The organism is Limnochorda sp. LNt, from assembly GCF_035593265.1.
GTDB lineage: Bacteria > Bacillota > Limnochordia > Limnochordales > Geochordaceae > Geochorda > Geochorda subterranea.
Genome location: NZ_CP141614.1, coordinates 1,157,104 through 1,174,991, shown reverse-complemented (window position 1 = coordinate 1,174,991; position 17,888 = coordinate 1,157,104). Strand labels below are relative to the sequence as shown.

Annotated in this window: 14 protein-coding genes; 1 reads left to right on the top strand and 13 read right to left on the bottom strand. The window is 70.1% G+C overall.

The window, feature by feature from the left end; genetic code table 11:
• Window positions 1–180: 180 nt before the first annotated feature.
• Window positions 181–4,941: a hypothetical protein gene (locus VLY81_RS05525; protein WP_324670029.1), complete on the bottom strand. Its 4,761-nt coding sequence runs from the start codon at window positions 4,939–4,941 to the stop codon at window positions 181–183.
• 178 nt (window positions 4,942–5,119) lie between these two features.
• Here VLY81_RS05525 and VLY81_RS05520 point away from each other — a divergent pair, with 178 nt between their 5' ends.
• Window positions 5,120–6,001 (top strand): manganese catalase family protein, encoded by an 882-nt coding sequence (locus tag VLY81_RS05520; protein WP_324670028.1) that lies wholly within the window; start codon window positions 5,120–5,122, stop codon window positions 5,999–6,001.
• Between the two features lie 83 nt (window positions 6,002–6,084).
• On the opposite strand, the gene VLY81_RS05515 is transcribed toward VLY81_RS05520, so the two are convergent.
• From VLY81_RS05515 to VLY81_RS05460, 12 genes are all read right to left on the bottom strand, one after another.
• A complete protein-coding gene (locus VLY81_RS05515) occupies window positions 6,085–6,669 on the bottom strand; it encodes a Fur family transcriptional regulator (RefSeq protein ID WP_324670027.1) in 585 nt (194 codons plus the stop codon).
• Window positions 6,670–6,709: 40 nt separating this feature from the next.
• Window positions 6,710–7,567, bottom strand: a complete 858-nt coding sequence (locus tag VLY81_RS05510) for a carbohydrate ABC transporter permease (RefSeq protein WP_324670026.1) — start codon at window positions 7,565–7,567, stop codon at window positions 6,710–6,712.
• Between the two features lie 59 nt (window positions 7,568–7,626).
• Window positions 7,627–7,806, bottom strand: a complete 180-nt coding sequence (locus VLY81_RS05505) for a hypothetical protein (RefSeq protein WP_324670025.1) — start codon at window positions 7,804–7,806, stop codon at window positions 7,627–7,629.
• A 129-nt stretch (window positions 7,807–7,935) separates the two neighbouring features.
• Window positions 7,936–8,406 (bottom strand): Gfo/Idh/MocA family oxidoreductase, encoded by a 471-nt coding sequence (locus VLY81_RS05500; protein WP_324670024.1) that lies wholly within the window; start codon window positions 8,404–8,406, stop codon window positions 7,936–7,938.
• The gene (locus VLY81_RS05495) at window positions 8,342–8,872 is read right to left on the bottom strand and encodes a Gfo/Idh/MocA family protein (protein ID WP_324670023.1); all 531 of its coding nucleotides are present in this window, start codon (window positions 8,870–8,872) and stop codon (window positions 8,342–8,344) included. Before VLY81_RS05495 ends, VLY81_RS05500 begins: the two co-directional genes overlap by 65 nt.
• A gap of 18 nt (window positions 8,873–8,890) precedes the next feature.
• Window positions 8,891–10,024 carry a mandelate racemase/muconate lactonizing enzyme family protein gene (locus tag VLY81_RS05490; RefSeq protein ID WP_324670022.1) on the bottom strand — a complete coding sequence of 378 codons (1,134 nt, stop codon included), beginning with the start codon at window positions 10,022–10,024 and terminating at the stop codon, window positions 8,891–8,893.
• A gap of 4 nt (window positions 10,025–10,028) precedes the next feature.
• On the bottom strand, window positions 10,029–10,901 hold the full coding sequence (locus tag VLY81_RS05485) for a DUF6807 domain-containing protein (RefSeq protein ID WP_324670021.1): 873 nt from the start codon (window positions 10,899–10,901) through the stop codon (window positions 10,029–10,031).
• Between the two features lie 136 nt (window positions 10,902–11,037).
• On the bottom strand, window positions 11,038–13,467 hold the full coding sequence (locus tag VLY81_RS05480) for an endo-1,4-beta-xylanase (protein WP_324670020.1): 2,430 nt from the start codon (window positions 13,465–13,467) through the stop codon (window positions 11,038–11,040).
• A gap of 12 nt (window positions 13,468–13,479) precedes the next feature.
• Window positions 13,480–14,298 (bottom strand): carbohydrate ABC transporter permease, encoded by an 819-nt coding sequence (locus VLY81_RS05475; RefSeq protein ID WP_324670019.1) that lies wholly within the window; start codon window positions 14,296–14,298, stop codon window positions 13,480–13,482.
• An 8-nt stretch (window positions 14,299–14,306) separates the two neighbouring features.
• Window positions 14,307–15,311, bottom strand: coding sequence for a carbohydrate ABC transporter permease (locus VLY81_RS05470; protein ID WP_324670018.1), 1,005 nt, complete (start codon window positions 15,309–15,311; stop codon window positions 14,307–14,309).
• Window positions 15,312–15,390: 79 nt separating this feature from the next.
• Window positions 15,391–16,620 carry an ABC transporter substrate-binding protein gene (locus tag VLY81_RS05465; protein WP_324670017.1) on the bottom strand — a complete coding sequence of 410 codons (1,230 nt, stop codon included), beginning with the start codon at window positions 16,618–16,620 and terminating at the stop codon, window positions 15,391–15,393.
• A 424-nt stretch (window positions 16,621–17,044) separates the two neighbouring features.
• On the bottom strand, window positions 17,045–17,839 hold the full coding sequence (locus VLY81_RS05460) for an alpha/beta hydrolase (protein ID WP_324670016.1): 795 nt from the start codon (window positions 17,837–17,839) through the stop codon (window positions 17,045–17,047).
• Window positions 17,840–17,888 lie beyond the last annotated feature (49 nt).

The following is a 17,888-nucleotide window of genomic DNA, read 5'->3' as shown; positions in this document are numbered from 1 at the left end:
ATCCCATGTCATCAGCACACTGGATCGTCATAGTTATCCTTCTTACTCTCTGATTCTCTGTGGCAGACGCGCCTCATCCCGCCCATCGACGCATTCAATGAAGAGGACACGAAAGCCGGGGGATTCTTCAAAACCGGGACGGAGTTCGTGGTGAGACCGGGGCGCGCAAGACGATTCGATTCAAAACCGGGCGCGGACGGAGAGCTCTGCCCAGCTCACCGCAAAGGGCCGGGGCTCCAGGTAACCGACACTGCCGGTGATGGACGAGAGCGGATCGCGTACGCCCCGGGCGTGCCCCAGCGCGAGGGTCCCGCTCCACTGTCCGGAGAGGCGGTGGTCGAGCCTGCCCTGCACCGAGATCCGCCAGTGGGGCTGGCGTGCCTGGCCCGAGCGGGTTGCGTCGCCGCCCTCGCCCTCCAGCGTCGTGGCCAGCTCCCACGGGCCACCCGGACGCAGGGTCAGCACGTAGGCGGCCCCGACACGGCGGCTGTCGGCGGGGGGCTGGGTGGAGGCCGTCGTACCGGCGCTCAGCCGCAGTTCCTGTGGCCACCATGACGCCTGCGCCCACCCCACGCGCACCGAGGCGCTGCGCTGCAGGGTCTGGGTGCTCCACCCATCCGGGACAGCCACGGCCCGTCGATCATCGACCCGCAGGGTAAGCGAGGGATCGATGCCGGACCAGGCCCGGCTCCGCAACGTCAGCTCGGCCCGGTCCTGCCGGGTCTGCTTGGTCGAGGGCAAGACGGCCCACTGGTACTGGCGGTCGGCGCTGAGGGCCATCTCGAGCGCGGCCGGGGCCCAGCGGGCCCGAAGCCCGCCGTTGACGGCCAGGCCGGTGGACTGGCTGCGGGCGCTGTCGGTGCGGGTGTAGCCCAGTCGGCCGCTGGGCTGCAGGCGCCACCCGGCGACGGTCATCTCTTCGGCCGCCACCGACAGGGTCGCCTGGCTGCCCGCCCGCTCGGGAGACGTGCCCTCACCGGTCACCCGCCATCCCGACTGCTGACCCAGCGTCACGGACGTGCGAACCGGGCCGAACGAGCGGGCGGCCGTTGCTCCCACCTGGAGCTGCTGGCTCCCCTCCATGCGGGGGGGATCGCCGCCGTGGGCCTCCGTCACCTTGAGGGGATAGCTGAAGCGCACCGTCAAGCGGGTGTCCGGCAAGAGCACGGCCGACAGGTCGGCCACCAGGTTGTGCGACACGTACCCGGCGCGTCGAACCTCCTGGTGCCTCACCTGCTCGTAGCCGGCCGCCAGCACGATCCGCTCCTGCCAGAGTCGCTGCTCGACGCGCAGCCCCCGGGTCAGGGTGGTGGCCTCGAAGCCCGGCCGCGCCTCGTCGCTGTCCAGCCGCGAGCGCTGCAGCGTCGCCCGCAGGGCTGGCGCCGAAGCCCACGTGGCCGGAGCCGGCAGGGGAAGTTGCCAGCGTGCCTCGCCGCGCTCGACGACGTTGCGCTGGGCACGGCCGGTCTCGGGATCGGCGCTGACCCGATCCGAGCGCGCCAGCACGACGTCCAGGCTCTCGGTCAGGCGCTGGCGCAGCGTCACCTCCCAGCCGTCGAGCCACTGGCGACGGGTGTCATTGATGGCCCGAAACGAGGGCTCGACGCGCTCGTAGCGCAAGTCGACGCCGCCGGTGCCCCATCCGTAACCGAGCGCCACCTGCCCGGCCATGCCCGTACGCTCACGCACCGTGGGCGGGTCCTGGAAGCGCGCCGGATCTTGGGCCGGCAGCTCCTCCGCGGGCACCTGAAATGTCCCGAGGGTGCCGCGGTCCATCCACCAAAGGGACGGCCCTCCCACCGGAGGAGACCCGGCGGCCCAGAGGGTCGTCGGTGAGCCGCCGGCGGGAGAGGCGCCCAGCCCCACCGCCGTGAAGGACCCCTGCGCCAGCGACGCTGGCTCGTCTTGCCCGGGTCTCCCCGGGTCGACCCGGTAGAGGCCGGCGTCGGTCGCGGCCCAAAGGGATGGGCCCCCGGCGGCGTCCTCCTCGGTCTGCCACTGGAGGGCATGGACCGCACCGGCGATGCCCGAGACGGGGTGCGGGCCGTCCAGCACCTGCAGGTTGGGGCGGCCACCCGCCGCGATGGTCGCCAGCACGTCCACGTAGAGCAGGCCCTTGTCGGTGCCGGCGAACAGCCTCACCGTCGAGGGGGCCTCCCCCTCCCCCGGCCGGACGATGCCGGCCACCCGCCGCAGCGGACCCAGGGGCATGCGGTGCACGGTCGGCTCGGCCGCGCTGGGGTCGTCGGGCCACCAGAGCCATAGCAGGCCCTCCGAGGACGCCGCCAGGAGGATGATGGGCACCTCGTCCCCGCTCCCTGCCACCACGGCGAGGTCGCGCAGATCGAGGGGCTCCGTGGAGCCCGGCAGGCTCTCCCAGGATCGCCAGGAGGTCAGCACGTCGTCGGCCGCGACGGAGGCGAGCACCGCCGCAGCCTCGAGATCCGTAGCCGGCGCCCACGCCAGACCCCGGGACGTGGCCACCCAGACGGAGCCTGACATGCGCTCCGGCGTCGTGACCTGACGGCCGATGTAGAGCACGTCGTGCACGTCGTTGGACGGCAGACCGTGGTGGGTGTAGCGACGCAGCCAGTTGGCCGTCAGATCGAGGGAGGGCGTCTCCTCCCCCGGGCGATTGAGCACCACCGTCAGCCCCGACTCGGTCGCCAGCAGCCACGCCAGGGGTGGGCTCGAGAAGGCCGACGCGCCGTCGCTCCCATCCGAGATCGTGCCTGGGACGGCCGGTGCGATGGCCCGCACGGTGAGGCCGCTCAAGCCATGAGCGGTGGTGTAGAGATGGGCTGTCGTCTCGCCGCTCGGCTCCAACCGCAGCACCGTCAACCCGGCCCCGTGCCCCACCATGACCAGTGGTGCCTTCGCCGTCCCCGACGACGGGTCGCCCTCGGCGCTTCCCGTCACGGCGTGGACCCGGTTGGCCTGGTGGTCGCGGAGGTTGTCGTCGATGGGAAACCGGTCGTACGACCACGCCAGGTCCCACTGCCCCCACCAGCCCTGGCCGCTGCCCTCTGCTCCCGTGGGGCCGCTGGCCCCGTACGAGCCGCGCAGAGCCGCCACCACGTGGGTGTTGGGCATGGTGCGGGCGCGCTCGGGCTCCACCAGCGGGCGGGGCTCGTCCGCCTCGACGAAGAGGCCTCCGACCAGCCGCCAGGGCCCCTCGTCCCCAGCCGGCGCCCACTGGGCCTCGAGACCCAGCATGTTGCGGTTGTACTCGGCACTGGCCCCCAGTCCGCCACGGAAGTACTCGAACTGCACCGTCAGGCGGCTGGCAGGCCCCACTTCCCGCAGGAGGGTCAGGATGCCGAGCTCGTAGTCGATGAGGTAGTCCACGTTGCGCTGGAGCAGGGCCCCGTCCAGGTAGACCCGCTCGCTGCCCACCGCGATGGAGGTGCCCAGGAAGTAGACGCCCTGGCTGACGCTGTAGCGGTACCGCACGCGCAGCGCCGCCAGATCGCCCCCCGGCGCCAGGAGCTCGGCGACCTGGCCCGGGTACCGGAGCTGCAGCACGCCCTCCTCGGCGTAGAGGCGCCAGCCGATGCCCCGATCCTCCGCGGGCTCCAGCCGCCCCTCCGGCAAGCGCACCTGCAGCTCCAGCGATGTGGGATCGATCTCGCCCCGCCCCAGCAGGTAGAGCGGTGCCTCGGGGCCGCCCGGCTCGGAGCCGTCGACCTCGTTGGACGCTCCCAAACCCAGGCGCTCCCGCAAGTGCGGGCAGGTGCCGAGCGCGTCCAGGGAGACCGGTCCGTCGGCGGCCGCCACCCAACCGTCGCCGCCGGGATGCGGCCCGAGCCCCGCCCACAGCAGGTAGTGGAGGCGCAGCCGCTGCAGGAACTGGGCCTCCGAGGTGCTGCCCCGCACCAGCGGGTATTGCCGCTGGGTGGGGCCGCTCAAGCCGTTTTGGAGGTTGTAGCGGCGGATGAGCGCCTCGACGTGCGCCCGCAGCAGATCCATCGACTCCAGGCGGAGCAGCACGTACCCGGGCGCCTCGGCATCCGGCGAGGCGAGGCCGACCAGCTGTCCGGCTTCGAGGGGGAAGTAGGTGCGGCCTGCCTCTTGGGGAGGCAACCATGGCGGCTCCCGGGCTTCGTCCCCGCTCGACAGCGGCACCAGGACCCCCACCTGGCCGGCTGGCTGCCCCGGTCGGTAGAGCAGGAAGTCGAGCCGGTACTCGGCCAGCAGCTGCGACAGTGTGACGCCGGGAGCGGAGGTCCCGCATGCCGGCGCCATCCCTTCCTCCACAGGCACCCACCATACCCGCACGAAGTCCGCGTCGAAGGGGCGGTTGAGCCGGAAGCCCTGGGCACCGCGAGCGTCGGCCACCATCACGGCGCCGTCCCCGAGCGAGGGGGCATAGGGCGGCCGCTCGCCGCCGCTGCCGCCGATGACCCACTCGACGACCTCCTCGCTACTCTGCCCGACGAAGGTCTTGGTGGCGGGGATGCCCCGTGCACGGCCGACGAGGCCGGTCAGGGAGAAGTCGCCCCACTGGGCTTCGACCCGGGCCCCGATGAGGGCCGCGGGGCTGGCCGCGTAACGGCTCTGGGAGCGCAGCTGCAGGTCGCCCAGGTGCAGCACGCCGTGAGCCCACCGGATGTCGACCCCCAGCAGCTGGAGGTTGTCGCTGCGGACGTTGTCGAGGTCGGCCGAGACCGTCACGCCCGGAGCCACGTCCCCCTCGAGGCGCAGCCGCAGCTGCTGCTCCAGGGTCGGCACGCCGCTGGCGAACAGGTCCGAGCCCCCGGGGATGGAGTCGGCGTCGCCCAGCGCGAAGCGAAGATGCCAGACGCTCTCCCCATCGATGCGCAACGCGGCGGGGCGGTCGCCGGCATCCGGCTGCTCGGCGCGTCCCGCCGGGCCCACCGTGGCTGTCGCCGCGAGGGCCAGCAGCGTCCAGGTCGCCAGGCGCGCGAGAGTCGGTGGCATACGCGACCGGTAGGTTCAGGGGCCGCTGGGCTCCTCCTCCGTGGATGTGTGATCCCCACGGACGCAGCCCCGGCCGGCGGCATCCGATGCCGGTCCCGTCGCCCTTGACAGCGACCGGTACGCGGGCTAATCTCCTCCTCGGCAGCCATAATCATTATGACTATGGAGGTGTCGACCGGTGTTCCTGCGTGTCGATCGCCTGCAGGTCGCCCTGCCGCACCCCCAGGAGCCCGACCCCAATGCCGCGGCGGCCGTCCAGGAGCTGTTGGGCGGACGGTTCGGCGAGATGTCGACCCTCATGAACTACATGTACCAGTCCTTCAACTTCCGCGGCCGCGAGAAGTTGAAGCCCTACTACGACCTCATCGCCAACATCGCCACCGAGGAGCTGGGCCACATCGAGCTGGTGGCCGCCACGGTCAATGCGCTGCTGTCGGGCTCGACGAGCCCGGGAGCTCCCGACGAGGCACCGCTGTCGCGTGCCGCGTCGCTCCGCAACACCCATCACTTCATCGCAACGGGCCAGACCGCCCTGGTGGGCGACTCGATGGGCGGGTCCTGGCGAGGCGACTACGTCTTCTCCAGCGGCAACCTGGTGCTGGACCTGCTCCACAACTTCTTCCTGGAGAATGGGGCCCGGCTCCAGAAGATCCGGGTCTACGAGATGACCCGCAACCCCGTGGCCCGCCAGATGATAGGCTACCTGCTGGTGCGGGGTGGCGTCCATGCCCTGGCCTATGCCAAGGCCCTGGAGAGCCTCACGGGTGTCGATGTCTCCAAGATGCTGCCCATCCCCAACATCGAAAACAGCAAGTTCCCGGAGGCCCGCAAGTTCGAGGAGGCGGGCGTCCATCGCGCGCTGTACCGCTTCAGCCCGCAGGACTACCAGGAGATCGGCAAGATCTGGCGGGGCCCGGCTCCCGACGGGGGCACGCTCCAGGTGGTCGACGGGCCTCCCGAGGGCGGGCCCGTGCCCGTGCTGCCCGACGTGCCGGAGGAGTTCGCACCGGGTGTCGACCCGCAGGTGCTGGCCGACCTGGCCCGACGCCTGGCATCCTGAGCCGGCCGCCGACGCTCGGCTGCGTGCACTCCTTCACCGGGCGGGGCTCTGGGGCGACACCCCGGAGCCCCGCTCGTCGCGGGTCACGTCGTCGGACGCTGCCGGCGCCTGGTCGGCCCTTGGCTGGTGCGGCGCCGTCGCTTCGTGCCCGGCGAGGTCGTGCGCTGGCTGCAGTCGGGACACGTCCCACGAAACTCCACCTGCGCCCCCTGGATGCGCCATCCGGCCCCTGCCGCATCCAGCGGCGGCTCCTGCTCCAGACCGTGACGGGAGAGCAGCACCGGCCGCACGTCCAGCGGCCCTGACAGCCCCACGTCGACCAGGCGGCCGCATCGCTCGCAGACCAGGTGGTGGTGCGGCGCCAGGTTGACGTCGTAGCGCACCGCCCCGTCGGGCCCCACGATGCGCTTGATGAGGCCGTGGCGGCTCAACGCCTGCAGGTTTTGATAGAGGGTGGCGATGCTGACGGGCGCTCCCGCCGCCCGCAGGCCCTCGTAGATCTCGTAGGGCGTCAGGTGCTGGCCTCGCCGCTCGAGGAACGAGAGCACCGCGATGCGTGGTGAACTGGGCCGCAGCCCGTGCGCCCTCAGCCACCCGGCCATCTCGTCGAATCGCTCGGGCACCATGCTCGCGTCATTATAAGGGTGACGGGTGGCTCTCGCCAGCATGGCGCCGCACGGGCGCGGTCCGGCCCCCGTCGCTCGGTGCTCAACCCTTGAGCCCCGTCAGGGCGATCCCCTCGACGAAGAATCGCTGAGCCGCCAGGAATGCGACCACCAGCGGCGCGACCGAGATGGTGACGGCGGCCATGACCAGGTTCCACTGCACGTCCACGTCGCCGCGAAAGATGGCCAGCCCCAGGGCCAGGGTGCGGTTTCGCTGGCTGTGCAGGAAGATGAGAGGGTTGAGGTAGTCGTTCCAGTGCCACATCAGGGTGAAGACGGCCAGCGTCGCCAGAGCCGGCCTGGCCTGGGGCAGGATGATGGTGAGGAAGCGCCGCAAGAAGCCCGCCCCGTCGATGGCGGCCGCCTCCTCCAGCTCGCGGGGGATGGTCAGGAAGAACTGCCGGAGCAGGAAGGTGCCGTACGCCGTGAACATCCCCGGCAGGATCAGCGCCAGGTGATTGTCGATGAGCCCCAGCCACCGCATCAGGATGAACCGCGGCACCAGGGTGACCTGGCCGGGGATCATCATGGTGGCGAGATAGCCCATGAAGAGATAGTCACGGCCCGGGAACCGCAGGCGGGCGAACGCGTAGGCCCCGAGCGCCGAGGTGGCCAGCGTGCCGAGGGTGCTGAAGAAGGTGACCTTGGCCGTGTTGAAGATGTAGAGGTGAAACGGGGCGACCCGGAAGACGTCGCGGTAGTTGGTCCACGTCCATTGCTGCGGCACGAGCCGGAACGGATCCATGAAGATCTCCCGGTACGACTTGAACCCGGACGAGACCATCCAGATGAAGGGCATGGCCATCAGGACGGCGGCCACGCCCAGCAGGGCATAGCTCAGCAGGCTCGACCCGACCCGACGAGTCCGGGGACGGACGCCCGCACGGGCAGACACCCCCACCTGAGCGGCAACTCCCGGCTTCGGCAGCATGCCATTCCCCTCCAAGGGCCCTCACCGGCTCACTGGTGATAGACCCACCGCTTGGATGTCGCGAACTGGAAGATGGTGACCGTCAGGATGATGGCAAACAGCACGTAGGCGGCCGCGGAGGCATATCCCATCTGAAACGACTGGAAGGCGTACTGGTAGATGAACATCACCAGGGTGTTGGTGGCGTTGGCCGGGCCTCCCCGGGTCAAGACGCTGGTCAGCTCGAAGACCTGGAACGACCCGATGATGGAGGTGACCGTGACGAAGAAGATGCTGGGCGTGATGAGGGGCAGCGTGACCCGGCCGAGGCTGGGTGGATACGGGCACGGCGCAACCCGTCAGGTCATGGGCGGCTCCCTCCCCTCGACGAGGGCGGAAGGCGGCTCGGCCGGTGGGTGCGGGCCTGCCTGACGCATGGCCGTGTGGAGTCCGTACGTGGTGTAGAAGGGGTCGGCAGGCGTCAGGGGCAGGAGCACCCGCCGTCCCGAGACGGCCGACTCGTACAGGGCGGTGACCAGCTCGATGCTGCGACGGCCCTCTCGCCCGTCCACCACCGGCCGGCCTCCGTCGCGGAGGGCACGCAGCACGTCACCCACCTGGGCGGCGTGACCGCTTCCCTCGGGGACCGGCACCGACCGGGCGTAGCGTTCGAGTCGTTCCACCCGAACCGGTTCGGGCACGGGAAAGCCGTGAGCGTCCGGCACCTTGGCGGCCACCTGCCAGGGGAGGGCGACGGCCCCGTGCTCACCGTTGACCTCGAGCGTGACGTAGTCGCGGTGGCCGTCGACCGTGCCGGTGATTTGCCCCAACGCGCCGGAGCGAAAGCGGAGGACCGCCATGCCGATATCCTCCACCCACCAGCGCCTTCATGCGCCAGTAGTCGGGGTGGAAGCGGTTCTGGAAGACCACCGACAAGAGCCGCCCGTGCCTCTCGGCGGCGGCGATCATGGCGTCGCACTCCTCCAGCGACGCCGCCATCGGCTTCTCCACCAGCACGTGCTTGCCGGCCTCGAGCGCCGTCACCGTCAGCGATGCGTGCAGGTGGGGCGGCGTGCAGATGGAGATCAGTTGCACGTCCTGCCGCGCCAACAGCGCCCGGTAGTCGGTATACCAGGCATCGCAGCCGGCCCGGGACGCCAGGTCGCGGGCACGCTCCTCGACGACGTCCGCCACGGCCACCACCCGGCACGCATCGGGCCACGCCTGGTAGGCCCTCAGGTGCTCCCGGCTGATGCCTCCGGCGCCGACGATGCCGACGCCTATCCGATCTGCCATGACCTCGCCTCCGCCCCCTCACAGCGAGACCGCATAGTGCCGGACCTTCTCCTCGTCGACCACGATCCCCAGGCCCGGGCCATCCGGCACGGTCACCACGTCGCCCTCGATGGCCAGGGGTAGGGCCAGCACGTCGTCCGCGAGGAATTGCGGGCCGTTGAGGGCGCAAGGCAGCTCGACGCCGAAGGCGGCCGCGAGGTGGACGTTGGCCGCCAGCGCCACGCCCGCATCGGTGAGGCCGCTGCTGACCAGCAGCAGCCCGGCGGCCATCGCGATCTCGGCACACTGCCGGCTGGGGAAGATACCCCCGGTGCGGGTCACCTTGAGCGCCACGCCCGAGACGGCATCGGCGCGGATCAGCTCCATCAACGGACCTGGCCCCGTCACGGTCTCGTCGACGACGATGGGGATCTCGACGCGCTGGCGCAGCTCCCGCCACGTCCCGATGGCGTCCGCCCGTACCGGCTGCTCCAGCAGATCCAGGCCCGCCGCCTCCAGGGCCCTGGCGTGGGCCGCGGCCCGATGCGGCGGGATCCCTCCGTTGGCGTCCCCCCACAGCACGCTGTCGGGGGCGACCTTGCGGACCATCTCGCAGAGCGCGACGTCGTGGTGCACGTCGTGCCCCACCTTGACGTTGAAGTGGCGGTAGCCCCTTTGCCGGCCCTCCTCGATGGAACGCCGGGCGGAGTCCAGATCGGGCGCGCCCACGGTCCAGCTGAGGGTCACCGTCGTCGCGCGCCGGTAGCCCAGCAGGGCCCACAGCGGCAGGCCCCGGATCTTGCCCAGCAGGTCGTGCACCGCGATGTCGATGCCCGCCTTGGCGATGGGCATCCCGGCGCCGAAGCCGGGTGCGATGGCCTCGTGCATGGCGCGGTGCAGCCCGTCCAGGTCGTCCACCGGCCGTCCGATGACGGCGGGCCCCAGGTGATCGCGGATGGCCCCCACCACGGAGTGGAGCGTCTCGGGCGACCAGACCGGTATGGGCGACGATTCGCCCCACCCCACCGTGCCATCGTCGGCGGTCACTTTGACGAGGGCCACCGTGCGCCCCCTGTCGGTGGCCCCGATGACCCCCCGGGAGATCCGAAACTCCCCGCGAAACGGCAAGACCAGGGGCAAGACCTCGACTCGGGCGATGCGCGTGCCGCTCATCCCCTCACCCCTCGCTGGCCGGCCGGCCTCGCAACGCGGCCGCGTAGTACGCCTGCCACCGTCGCTGAATCCCAGCCTGCTTCACGTCGCCGCGGTGCACCACGATGCGGTACCGCAGCAACAGAGGAAGCCAGGGCGCGATGACCAGGTCGCCGTCGAAGCAGTTGGGGCCGGGGCCGAAGGGCCCGTAGTCGCGGGTGAACCACGGAGCGGGAAACGACGGGTTGGCCGGATGGTCGAAGATGGTCAACCCCTGCCAGACCCCCTGCTCGTCGGGAGCCGAGCAGTCCACCCACTCGGCCCTGCGACCGAACGTCATCCACTCCTTGGTGGCACCCCGGCTGTTGGTGATGATGCCCCCGGCGTCGGCCGACATCCACCGGGCGACGCGGATGAGCGGCAGCGCTCCCTCGTTGGTGGTGTGCAGCCGCACCGCCCCGCCGGTGGCCCGAAGCTCCAGGGTGAAGTCGATGAAGACGTCGCCCGTCTCGTACTGCCCCACCTGCACGTCCCACCGATCCTCCAGCGGCACGAACCCGTCCGGAGCGACCCAGTGGTGCACGGCGCCGAAGCCCACGCGCTCCCCCTCCTGCACCACGTCCTCGTAGGCCCGGTGGACGATCTCGCCCTCGGGCCCTCGCTCGAGGTAGAAGTCGTCGATGCGCCCGCCCGAGTCGACCCGGTGGTGGGCCACCCACAGCCCGTGATGGTGCACGTGGTCCTCCGGGCGGTCGGCGGTCATCGCCGGGCCTCCCGGCAGGGAGATGGGGTGGATGTACGGGCGGCGCTTGGGAGGCTCCCCCGCCACGTAGCGCAGCACCCTCCCCCCCGGCGCGTGCACCTCCGCCCAGCTCTCCGACAGCTCCAGACGCAGCACGTCCCATGCCCCCTCGCCTGCGGGATGCGCTCACGGTGACGTGGTGACGGCGCGGTAGGTCCTCCCCGCCGAGAGCCAATCGAGCAGGTCCACCTCGGCGCCGTGCCAGTTGGCCGATCGCCCCTTCACGTGGAGGCTAAAGCGGGCCGGCCGCGGTCGAGGTCTCGGGAGGCTCGACCGGCCAAGGAGCGCCCAGGTCGACGTTGGACGACCAGATCCCCCTGGCCCAGTCCTCGGTCGTGCTCCACAGCCACCGGCGACCCGACGAGGACGCTGCCTCGTACTCCAGCACCGCCGCGGAGAAGCCGTCCAGGACGGTACGGATGCGGAAGTACCGAGCCGGTCCGAGCGCCAGGGGATGGGTCGCCTCTCCGCCTTCCACCGTGAGCGTCGTTCGCTCCGAGACGCTCTGACCGTCGAGGGAGGTCTCGACGGTCGCCTCGACGCGGTCGGCGGCCCCGACCGAGGCATGCACGGTGAGCGAGCGGAGCGTCTCGCCGGGCTCGAGGCTCACCCACTCGGTGACATGCGTCCCTGGCTGGGACGCGTACGCATGGGAGGCCATCACCTCCCGGATCTCATCCGCGGTGAGGATCCACGGGAAGACTCGTACCTCGTCGACGCTGCCGACGAAGCCGACGTGCGTCGGAAAGTAGGTGGGGTCGGAGTCGTGGCCGATGACCAGCGGCGAGAGCGGCCCGGCGGGGCTGGCGACGATATCGCGAGCCGCCCGCAACTCGCCGTCGAGGTAGACCGCCATCACCCCCGGCTGCCCGAAGGCGCCGGTGACGGCGAGGTGATGCCACTGGCCGTCATCCAGGGGTGCAGGGACGTCCATCTGGAAGTCGGCGTCGGTGCCGTCCTCGTAGTACCAGCTCAGGCCCTGCCGCGTGATGGAGACGGCGAAGTAGATGGGATTGCGACTGGCGTCCAGCAAGGCGAAGGGACCGGCCGCCCCCTCGGGGAAGTCCGGCTTGAACCAGAGCGCCAGGGTGAAGCCGCCCCTTGTCGGGAGCGTCAGCATCTCGTGCCCGCCGCTGTGGCGATGCAGCGGGTCGTCCAGCTCGAGTCGGCCCTCCCCGTCGAACTCGATGCCCCGGCCGATGCGTCCGGTCTCGCCGATGCGCACCGCCCCAGACGGCCGCGCGACGATGCCGCTGGTCGAGCGATTGCCGACGCCATCTTCGAAGTCGAGCCAGACCGATGGCTGCAGCAGGCCGAGGCGACCCGGCACGGTCACCTCGACGGCCGGCAGGTCCCCCACGGCGACCCAGTACGTACCGCGCCGGTCGAAGGTGTGCTCGAACGCCACCGGGCGCTCCTCCCTCGGCAGGAGCTCCACCCGTTGGGATGCCACGACCTGACCGTCGATCCGCAACGCCACGTCACGCACCTCGGGCGCGGCGCCCGTGTTGTGGACCCGGGCGCGTACCTCGTAGCGCTCGGGGCTGCGCTGGATCACCTGCAGGTCCCTGTACGGCTTGAAGGCGGCCACGAACGCGCTCAAGACCTCCTTGAGCGCGTAGTAGGCCGGCTTGGCCCGGTACGCCCGGTCGAAGACGAGGGCGGCGCCCTGGCCCGGAAACGACTGGGGCACCCACGAGTAGCGGTCCGTGAAGCCCCAGAACTGGACGGCCGCCACCCGGGGCTGCGGAAGGGCGATCTGCAAGACCCGACGGTATACCTCGGCCTGCTGCAGCAGCCTCTCCATGTCCGGCTCGCCGGGGATGCGGACGTCCATCTCCGTGATGTACAGCGACAGACCCAGGTCCGCGAAGCGCTCGAGGTTGCGGCGCAGGCTCCCGTAATCCAGTCCCCGATGGGTCACGTGCATCTGAAAGCCGATGCCGTCGACGGGCACGCCCCGTCGCTTGAAGTCGACCATCATCTCGTACAGCGCGTCCGACTTGGCGTTGACGACCTCGATGTTGTAGTCGTTGTAGATCAAGATCGCGTCGGGGTCCGCCTCCCTCGCCCATGTGAAGGCCTTCTCGATGTAGGAGGGGCCCAGGTTGACGTACCAGAAGCTCTCCCGCAGGCGACCGTCCTCGTCGAGGGCCTCGTTGACGACGTCCCAGACCGCGACGCGGCCCCGGAAGTGGCCGACCACGCGGCGGATGTGCTCCTCCAGCACCCCCTCCAGCGCATCGGGGGTCCAGCGGGTGGTGGTCAGCCAGGCGGGCAGCTGGTTGTGCCAGACCAGGGTGTGGCCGTGCACCTGCATCCCGTGCGCGGCAGCGAAGGCCACATGCCGCTCCGCCGCCTCGAAGTCGAACCGGTCCGGCGCCGGGCGCAGGCTGTCCCACTTCATCTGGTTCTCGGGCGTGAGGATGTCGAACTCCCGTGCAGCCAGGCGCTGGTAGGTCGCGGCGTCGGGCAGCGTCCAGAAGTCGTTCGCGGAGGCGAAGCCGATGCGCAGACCCGTCGGAGCCGCCAGTTCTCGCAAGGAGGGCTCCTGTACGAGGTCCCCCTCCTGTTGGGCCCATGCGGTCGCCTTCGGAACCCCCCAGAGGCCCGCGAAGAGCGCCACCACCGCCAGGGCGACGACGAGCCGTCGGCGATGCATCGCGGCTCCCCCTTACCCCTTGGTCGCCCCCGCCGTAAGGCCCTCGATGATGCGGCTCGACCCCGTCACGAAGGCCAGCAGCAGGGGCAGCACGCTGATGGCCGTGCCCAGCATCAGGGCGCCCCAGTCGGTGGAGGTGACGCCCTGCAGGGAGCGCAGCGCCACAGGCAGCGTGTAGGCCTCCCGGGTGCGCATGACGATGAGGGCGCCCATGAAGTTGTTCCACGAGCCCACGAAGGTGATGATGGACAGCGTGCCAAGGGCCGGCTTGATCAAGGGCACGATGATCCGACGGAAGATGGTGAACTCCGTGCAACCGTCGATGCGGGCGGCGTCCATCAGATCGCGCGGGATGGCGCTGGCGATGTACTGCCGCATCAGGAAGATGCCGAACGCGGAGGCCATGCCCGGGACGTACAGGGCCCTGGGATGGTTGAGCCAGCCCAGCCACTGCATGATCAGGTAGTAGGGGATGATCCCCAGCAGCGAGGGGATCATCAGCGTCGCCACCAGCACGGCGAAGAGGGGCTCCTTGAATCGGAAGTCGTACATCGCGAAGCCGAATCCGCCGAGGCTGCAGAAGAAGAGCGTCGCCAAGGTGCCCATGCCCGCGGTGTAGAGGCTGTTCCAGAAGTTGCGCCAGAACGGCACCGACTCCACCAGCTGCCGGTAGTTGACGGCCGCCTTGTCGCCCGGCACCAGGGGCGGCGGGTAGTTGAAGATGGTGCCGCGGTCGTGCGTCGCCAGCACCAACATCCAGTAGAAGGGGAAGAGCGTGAGGAAGGCGACCGCTCCCAGCAGCGCGTACATCACGATCCGCTTCGCCGTCATGATCCAGCTTACCCTTCTCGTCGCTGCAGGCTTTCACGCCCGAACAGCCGGAAGTTGATGAGGGTCAACACGCCGATGACGAGGACCAGCGCCCAGGACATCGCAGCCGCCGACCCCATGTACAGCCACTCGAAGCCCGTGCGATACAGGTACAGCGCCGAGGTGAGGCCCGCCTGGGAAGTGCCTCCTCCCGTGCCCACCAGGATGAGCGGCTCGTCGAAGAGCTGCATGTTGCCGATGATGGTGAGGGTGACGGCGAAGAGCATGATGGGGCGGAGCAGTGGCAGGGTGATCCAGCGGAACTGCTGCCCTGTCGTGGCGCCGTCCACCATGGCCGCCTCGTACAGCTCGCGCGGGATGGTCTGCAGACCCGTCAGATAGAGCACCGTGTTCCAACCGAACCAGCGCCACATGACCAGGATGGCGATGGCCGGCTTGATGTAGGCCGAGGAGCCCAGCCAGTTGATGGGCAGCCGCACGTCCAGCGCCTCGAAGGCCCAGCCCAGCAGGCGGGTGCTCGCCAGGTACCGGATGACCGTGTTGAGGATGCCGTACTGGGTGCCGTAGATGGTGGAGAAGATGAGGGCCACCGCCACCGCCGAGGTGATGTACGGCATGAAGTAGGCCGCCGTGAAGAAGTCGCGCATCCGTACCAGGCCTGCGTTGAGGGCGAAGGCGAGCGGGATCGCCACCAGGTGCTGGGGCAGCCCCGAGATCACCAGCAGCACCAAGGTGTTGCCGAGCGCCTTCCAAAACCACGGGTCCGTCGCCAGGTAGACGTAATTGTCCAGGCCCGCCCACTCCATGGTCCCGAGCCCGCCGACCGGGTTCCAGTTGTGAAACGAGAGCCATAGCGAGAAGACCAGGGGGAAGAGCCCGAAGATCGCGAAGAGCACGTAAAAGGGGCTGATGAACGCGTACGGGGCGATCCGCCGCTGCCAGACGTGCCAGCGGGCGGAGAGGGTGCTCGCCACCGCATCCCTCTGCCGATGCGCCAAGGATGGTACGCTCACGGTCTCGTCTCCCCCTGATGCGCGGAGAGCGGCTGCCGCCCCGGCGCTCGGACCGGCGACAGCCGCCCCCGACGTCTCGTCAGCGCCGCAGCCGCCGGAGGATCAGCTGCTGAGCCTCCTCCAGTGCCGACCGCACGTCGCGGTCCTCGTTGAGCACCTGGGAGATGGCTGCGTTCACCAACTCCTCGGCCACCGCGTCGCCCGGGTCCACCACGGCGACCTGGATCTTCGACGCGGTCTCGGCCCAGAGGCGCCGCGCCCGCTGGCCGCCCAGGAAGGGCACCGGCTCGTCGAAGACGGGATCGTCCCACGCCTCCATGAGGGCGGGGAAGGCGTTGATGGCGCGGAAGGCCGTCAACTGGCTGTCGAGCCGGGTGGTCAAGAAGCGGATGAAGGTCCAGGCCGCCTCCTTGTTTCTCGACTGCTCGGGGATGGCATAGAAGGAGCCGCCCCAGCTCACGTACATGCCCTCGGGCAGGTTGGTGACGCCCCACTTGCCCGCCGTCTCGGGGGCGATGTAGTCGGCCAGGTGACCACCGAACCACGCGCCCGAGATCTCGATGGCCACCGTCCCCCGGCGAAACGCCTCGTACCACTCGTTGCTCCAAGCGCCGATCTGGGCGTCCAGGCCCTCCCGGCGGATGCGCTGGGCCAGCGTCAGGGCCTTGACGAAGCGCTCAGAGGTGACGACGGGCCGTCCGTTGCGGTCGAAGTAGACGCCCTCTCCCTCCGGGATGTCGCCCCGGAACATGGCGCGGGCCACGGTAGCTGCGTCACCGACCAGGAAGACGTCCGCGCGCCCGTCGCCGTTGAGGTCTCGGGTCACCTTGCGCCCCAGGGCGAGCAGGTCGTCCCAGGTGACCACGGACTGGATGTCCGCCCCGGCGTCGGCCAGGATGTCTCGCCGGTAGAAGAGTGTCCCCGGGGCGATGTCGGTGGGCACCGCGACGATCCGACCGTCCGTGGTGGTCACCTGCCCCACCGCATAGGGCACCCACAGCGGCGTCAGCTCCCGGACGTGGAAAGGAGCCTGGGTGAGGTCCGTGAGCCCGCCCCTGGCAACGTACCTGGCCACGTAGCCGATCTCGAGCGCCGCGACGTCGGGGGCCCCCGATCCGGCCGCCAGGGCCGTCAGCAGGGCGTTGTGGTAATCCTCGTAGCCCAAGACCTGCAACTCTACCGCGATGTCGGGATGCGCCTGCTCGAACGCCGGCAGGACGGCCTTGATGGCCGCGTCCAGGTTGGGGAAGGCCCCGACCACGATCTTGGTGCCGGCTCCTGCCGGCATGACCCAGACCGTCAAGGCCACGAGCACGGCGAGCGTGTGCCCGACCCCACGCCAGATTGCACCCGGGCTTCTCATGGCGTTACCCTCCCGTCCCCGCGGTCTGCGGGCAACTTAGTTGGGGCTCCCAATCATCTTTTTGCCTCACGAATACGACGCACCCCTGGCGACTCCTGCTTGCGGTTACAGAAAACTGCTCGGAGTCCGACGTGACTTCGGAGCTCTCCCGCTTCTATCACGCAGTAATCGTACACATGCGGTCGCAAAGCGCTGGCCGCGATGCCGCCGGAGCGCGCCGACACCACCCTCGACTCGTATGGGACGTCAACAAAGAGCCCGGCTTACGGGGTTTCGCCGGTGGGACGCGCAAGAGGCCCCGAGCGAGTCGGTGGCCCCCTGGCAACGATGAGGACGGTGCCAGATGGACAGGTCGATCAAAAGCCGGCGGTCATGGCCTCGCCGCCAGTCTGGCAGCGAGCCAGGCGACGGTGGCCTCGATGACCTCCCGCTCCCAGGAGGTACGGTTGAAGGTGTGGTCGGCCCCCTCGATCCACCGAAGGGTCCGGTCGGTCCCCGAAAACGCGGCCAGGTACGCTTCGGCGTCATCGGGCGGGACCGTCTCGTCCCGGCGGCCGTGCAGGACGAGCACCGGACCGGGATACGTGCGGGCGGCGGCGAGCGGGTCGTGTCGGATGAGGTCATGGACGAAGGCCTGGCTCACCAGGTGCCCGCCGAGGTCGTAGCGACCTTCCCACTCCGGGGGCCACACCCCCTCGGGGCCACCGAAGCCGATCCGCCGAGCGAGGCGCTCCGGTCGGGCGACGGCCGCCCACAGCACCAAAGCGGCCACATCGCCGTCGCGCTGCGCCGCCAGCGTGGCGACCATGCCCCCCAGGCTCATCCCCAGCAGCGCCACGGGCCCTCCTACCTGCCGGCGGACGTAGGCCATGGCGGCCAGCGCATCGCGCACCTCGCCCTCCACCGTCATCTCGTCGAACTCGCCAGCCGAGTCGCCCGACCCCCGGAAGTCGAAGCGCAAGGCGGCCACGCCCCGGCGCGCCAGTGCTCGCGCCGTCTTGACGAAGATGCGATGGCTCTCCACCTTGTGGCCGGTGAACCCGTGGCACATCACGACCACCGGCAGCTCCGTGCGCTCGGATGCCGGTGGTCGATGCAGCACCCCGATGATCTGCTCTCCCTCCGACGTGAAGCAGACAGGCGTCTCCTCCATCGTGCACGTCATCTTGCCGCCCCCTCGCCTCCGCGATGACGGCGGTGGCAGGCTCCGCGGC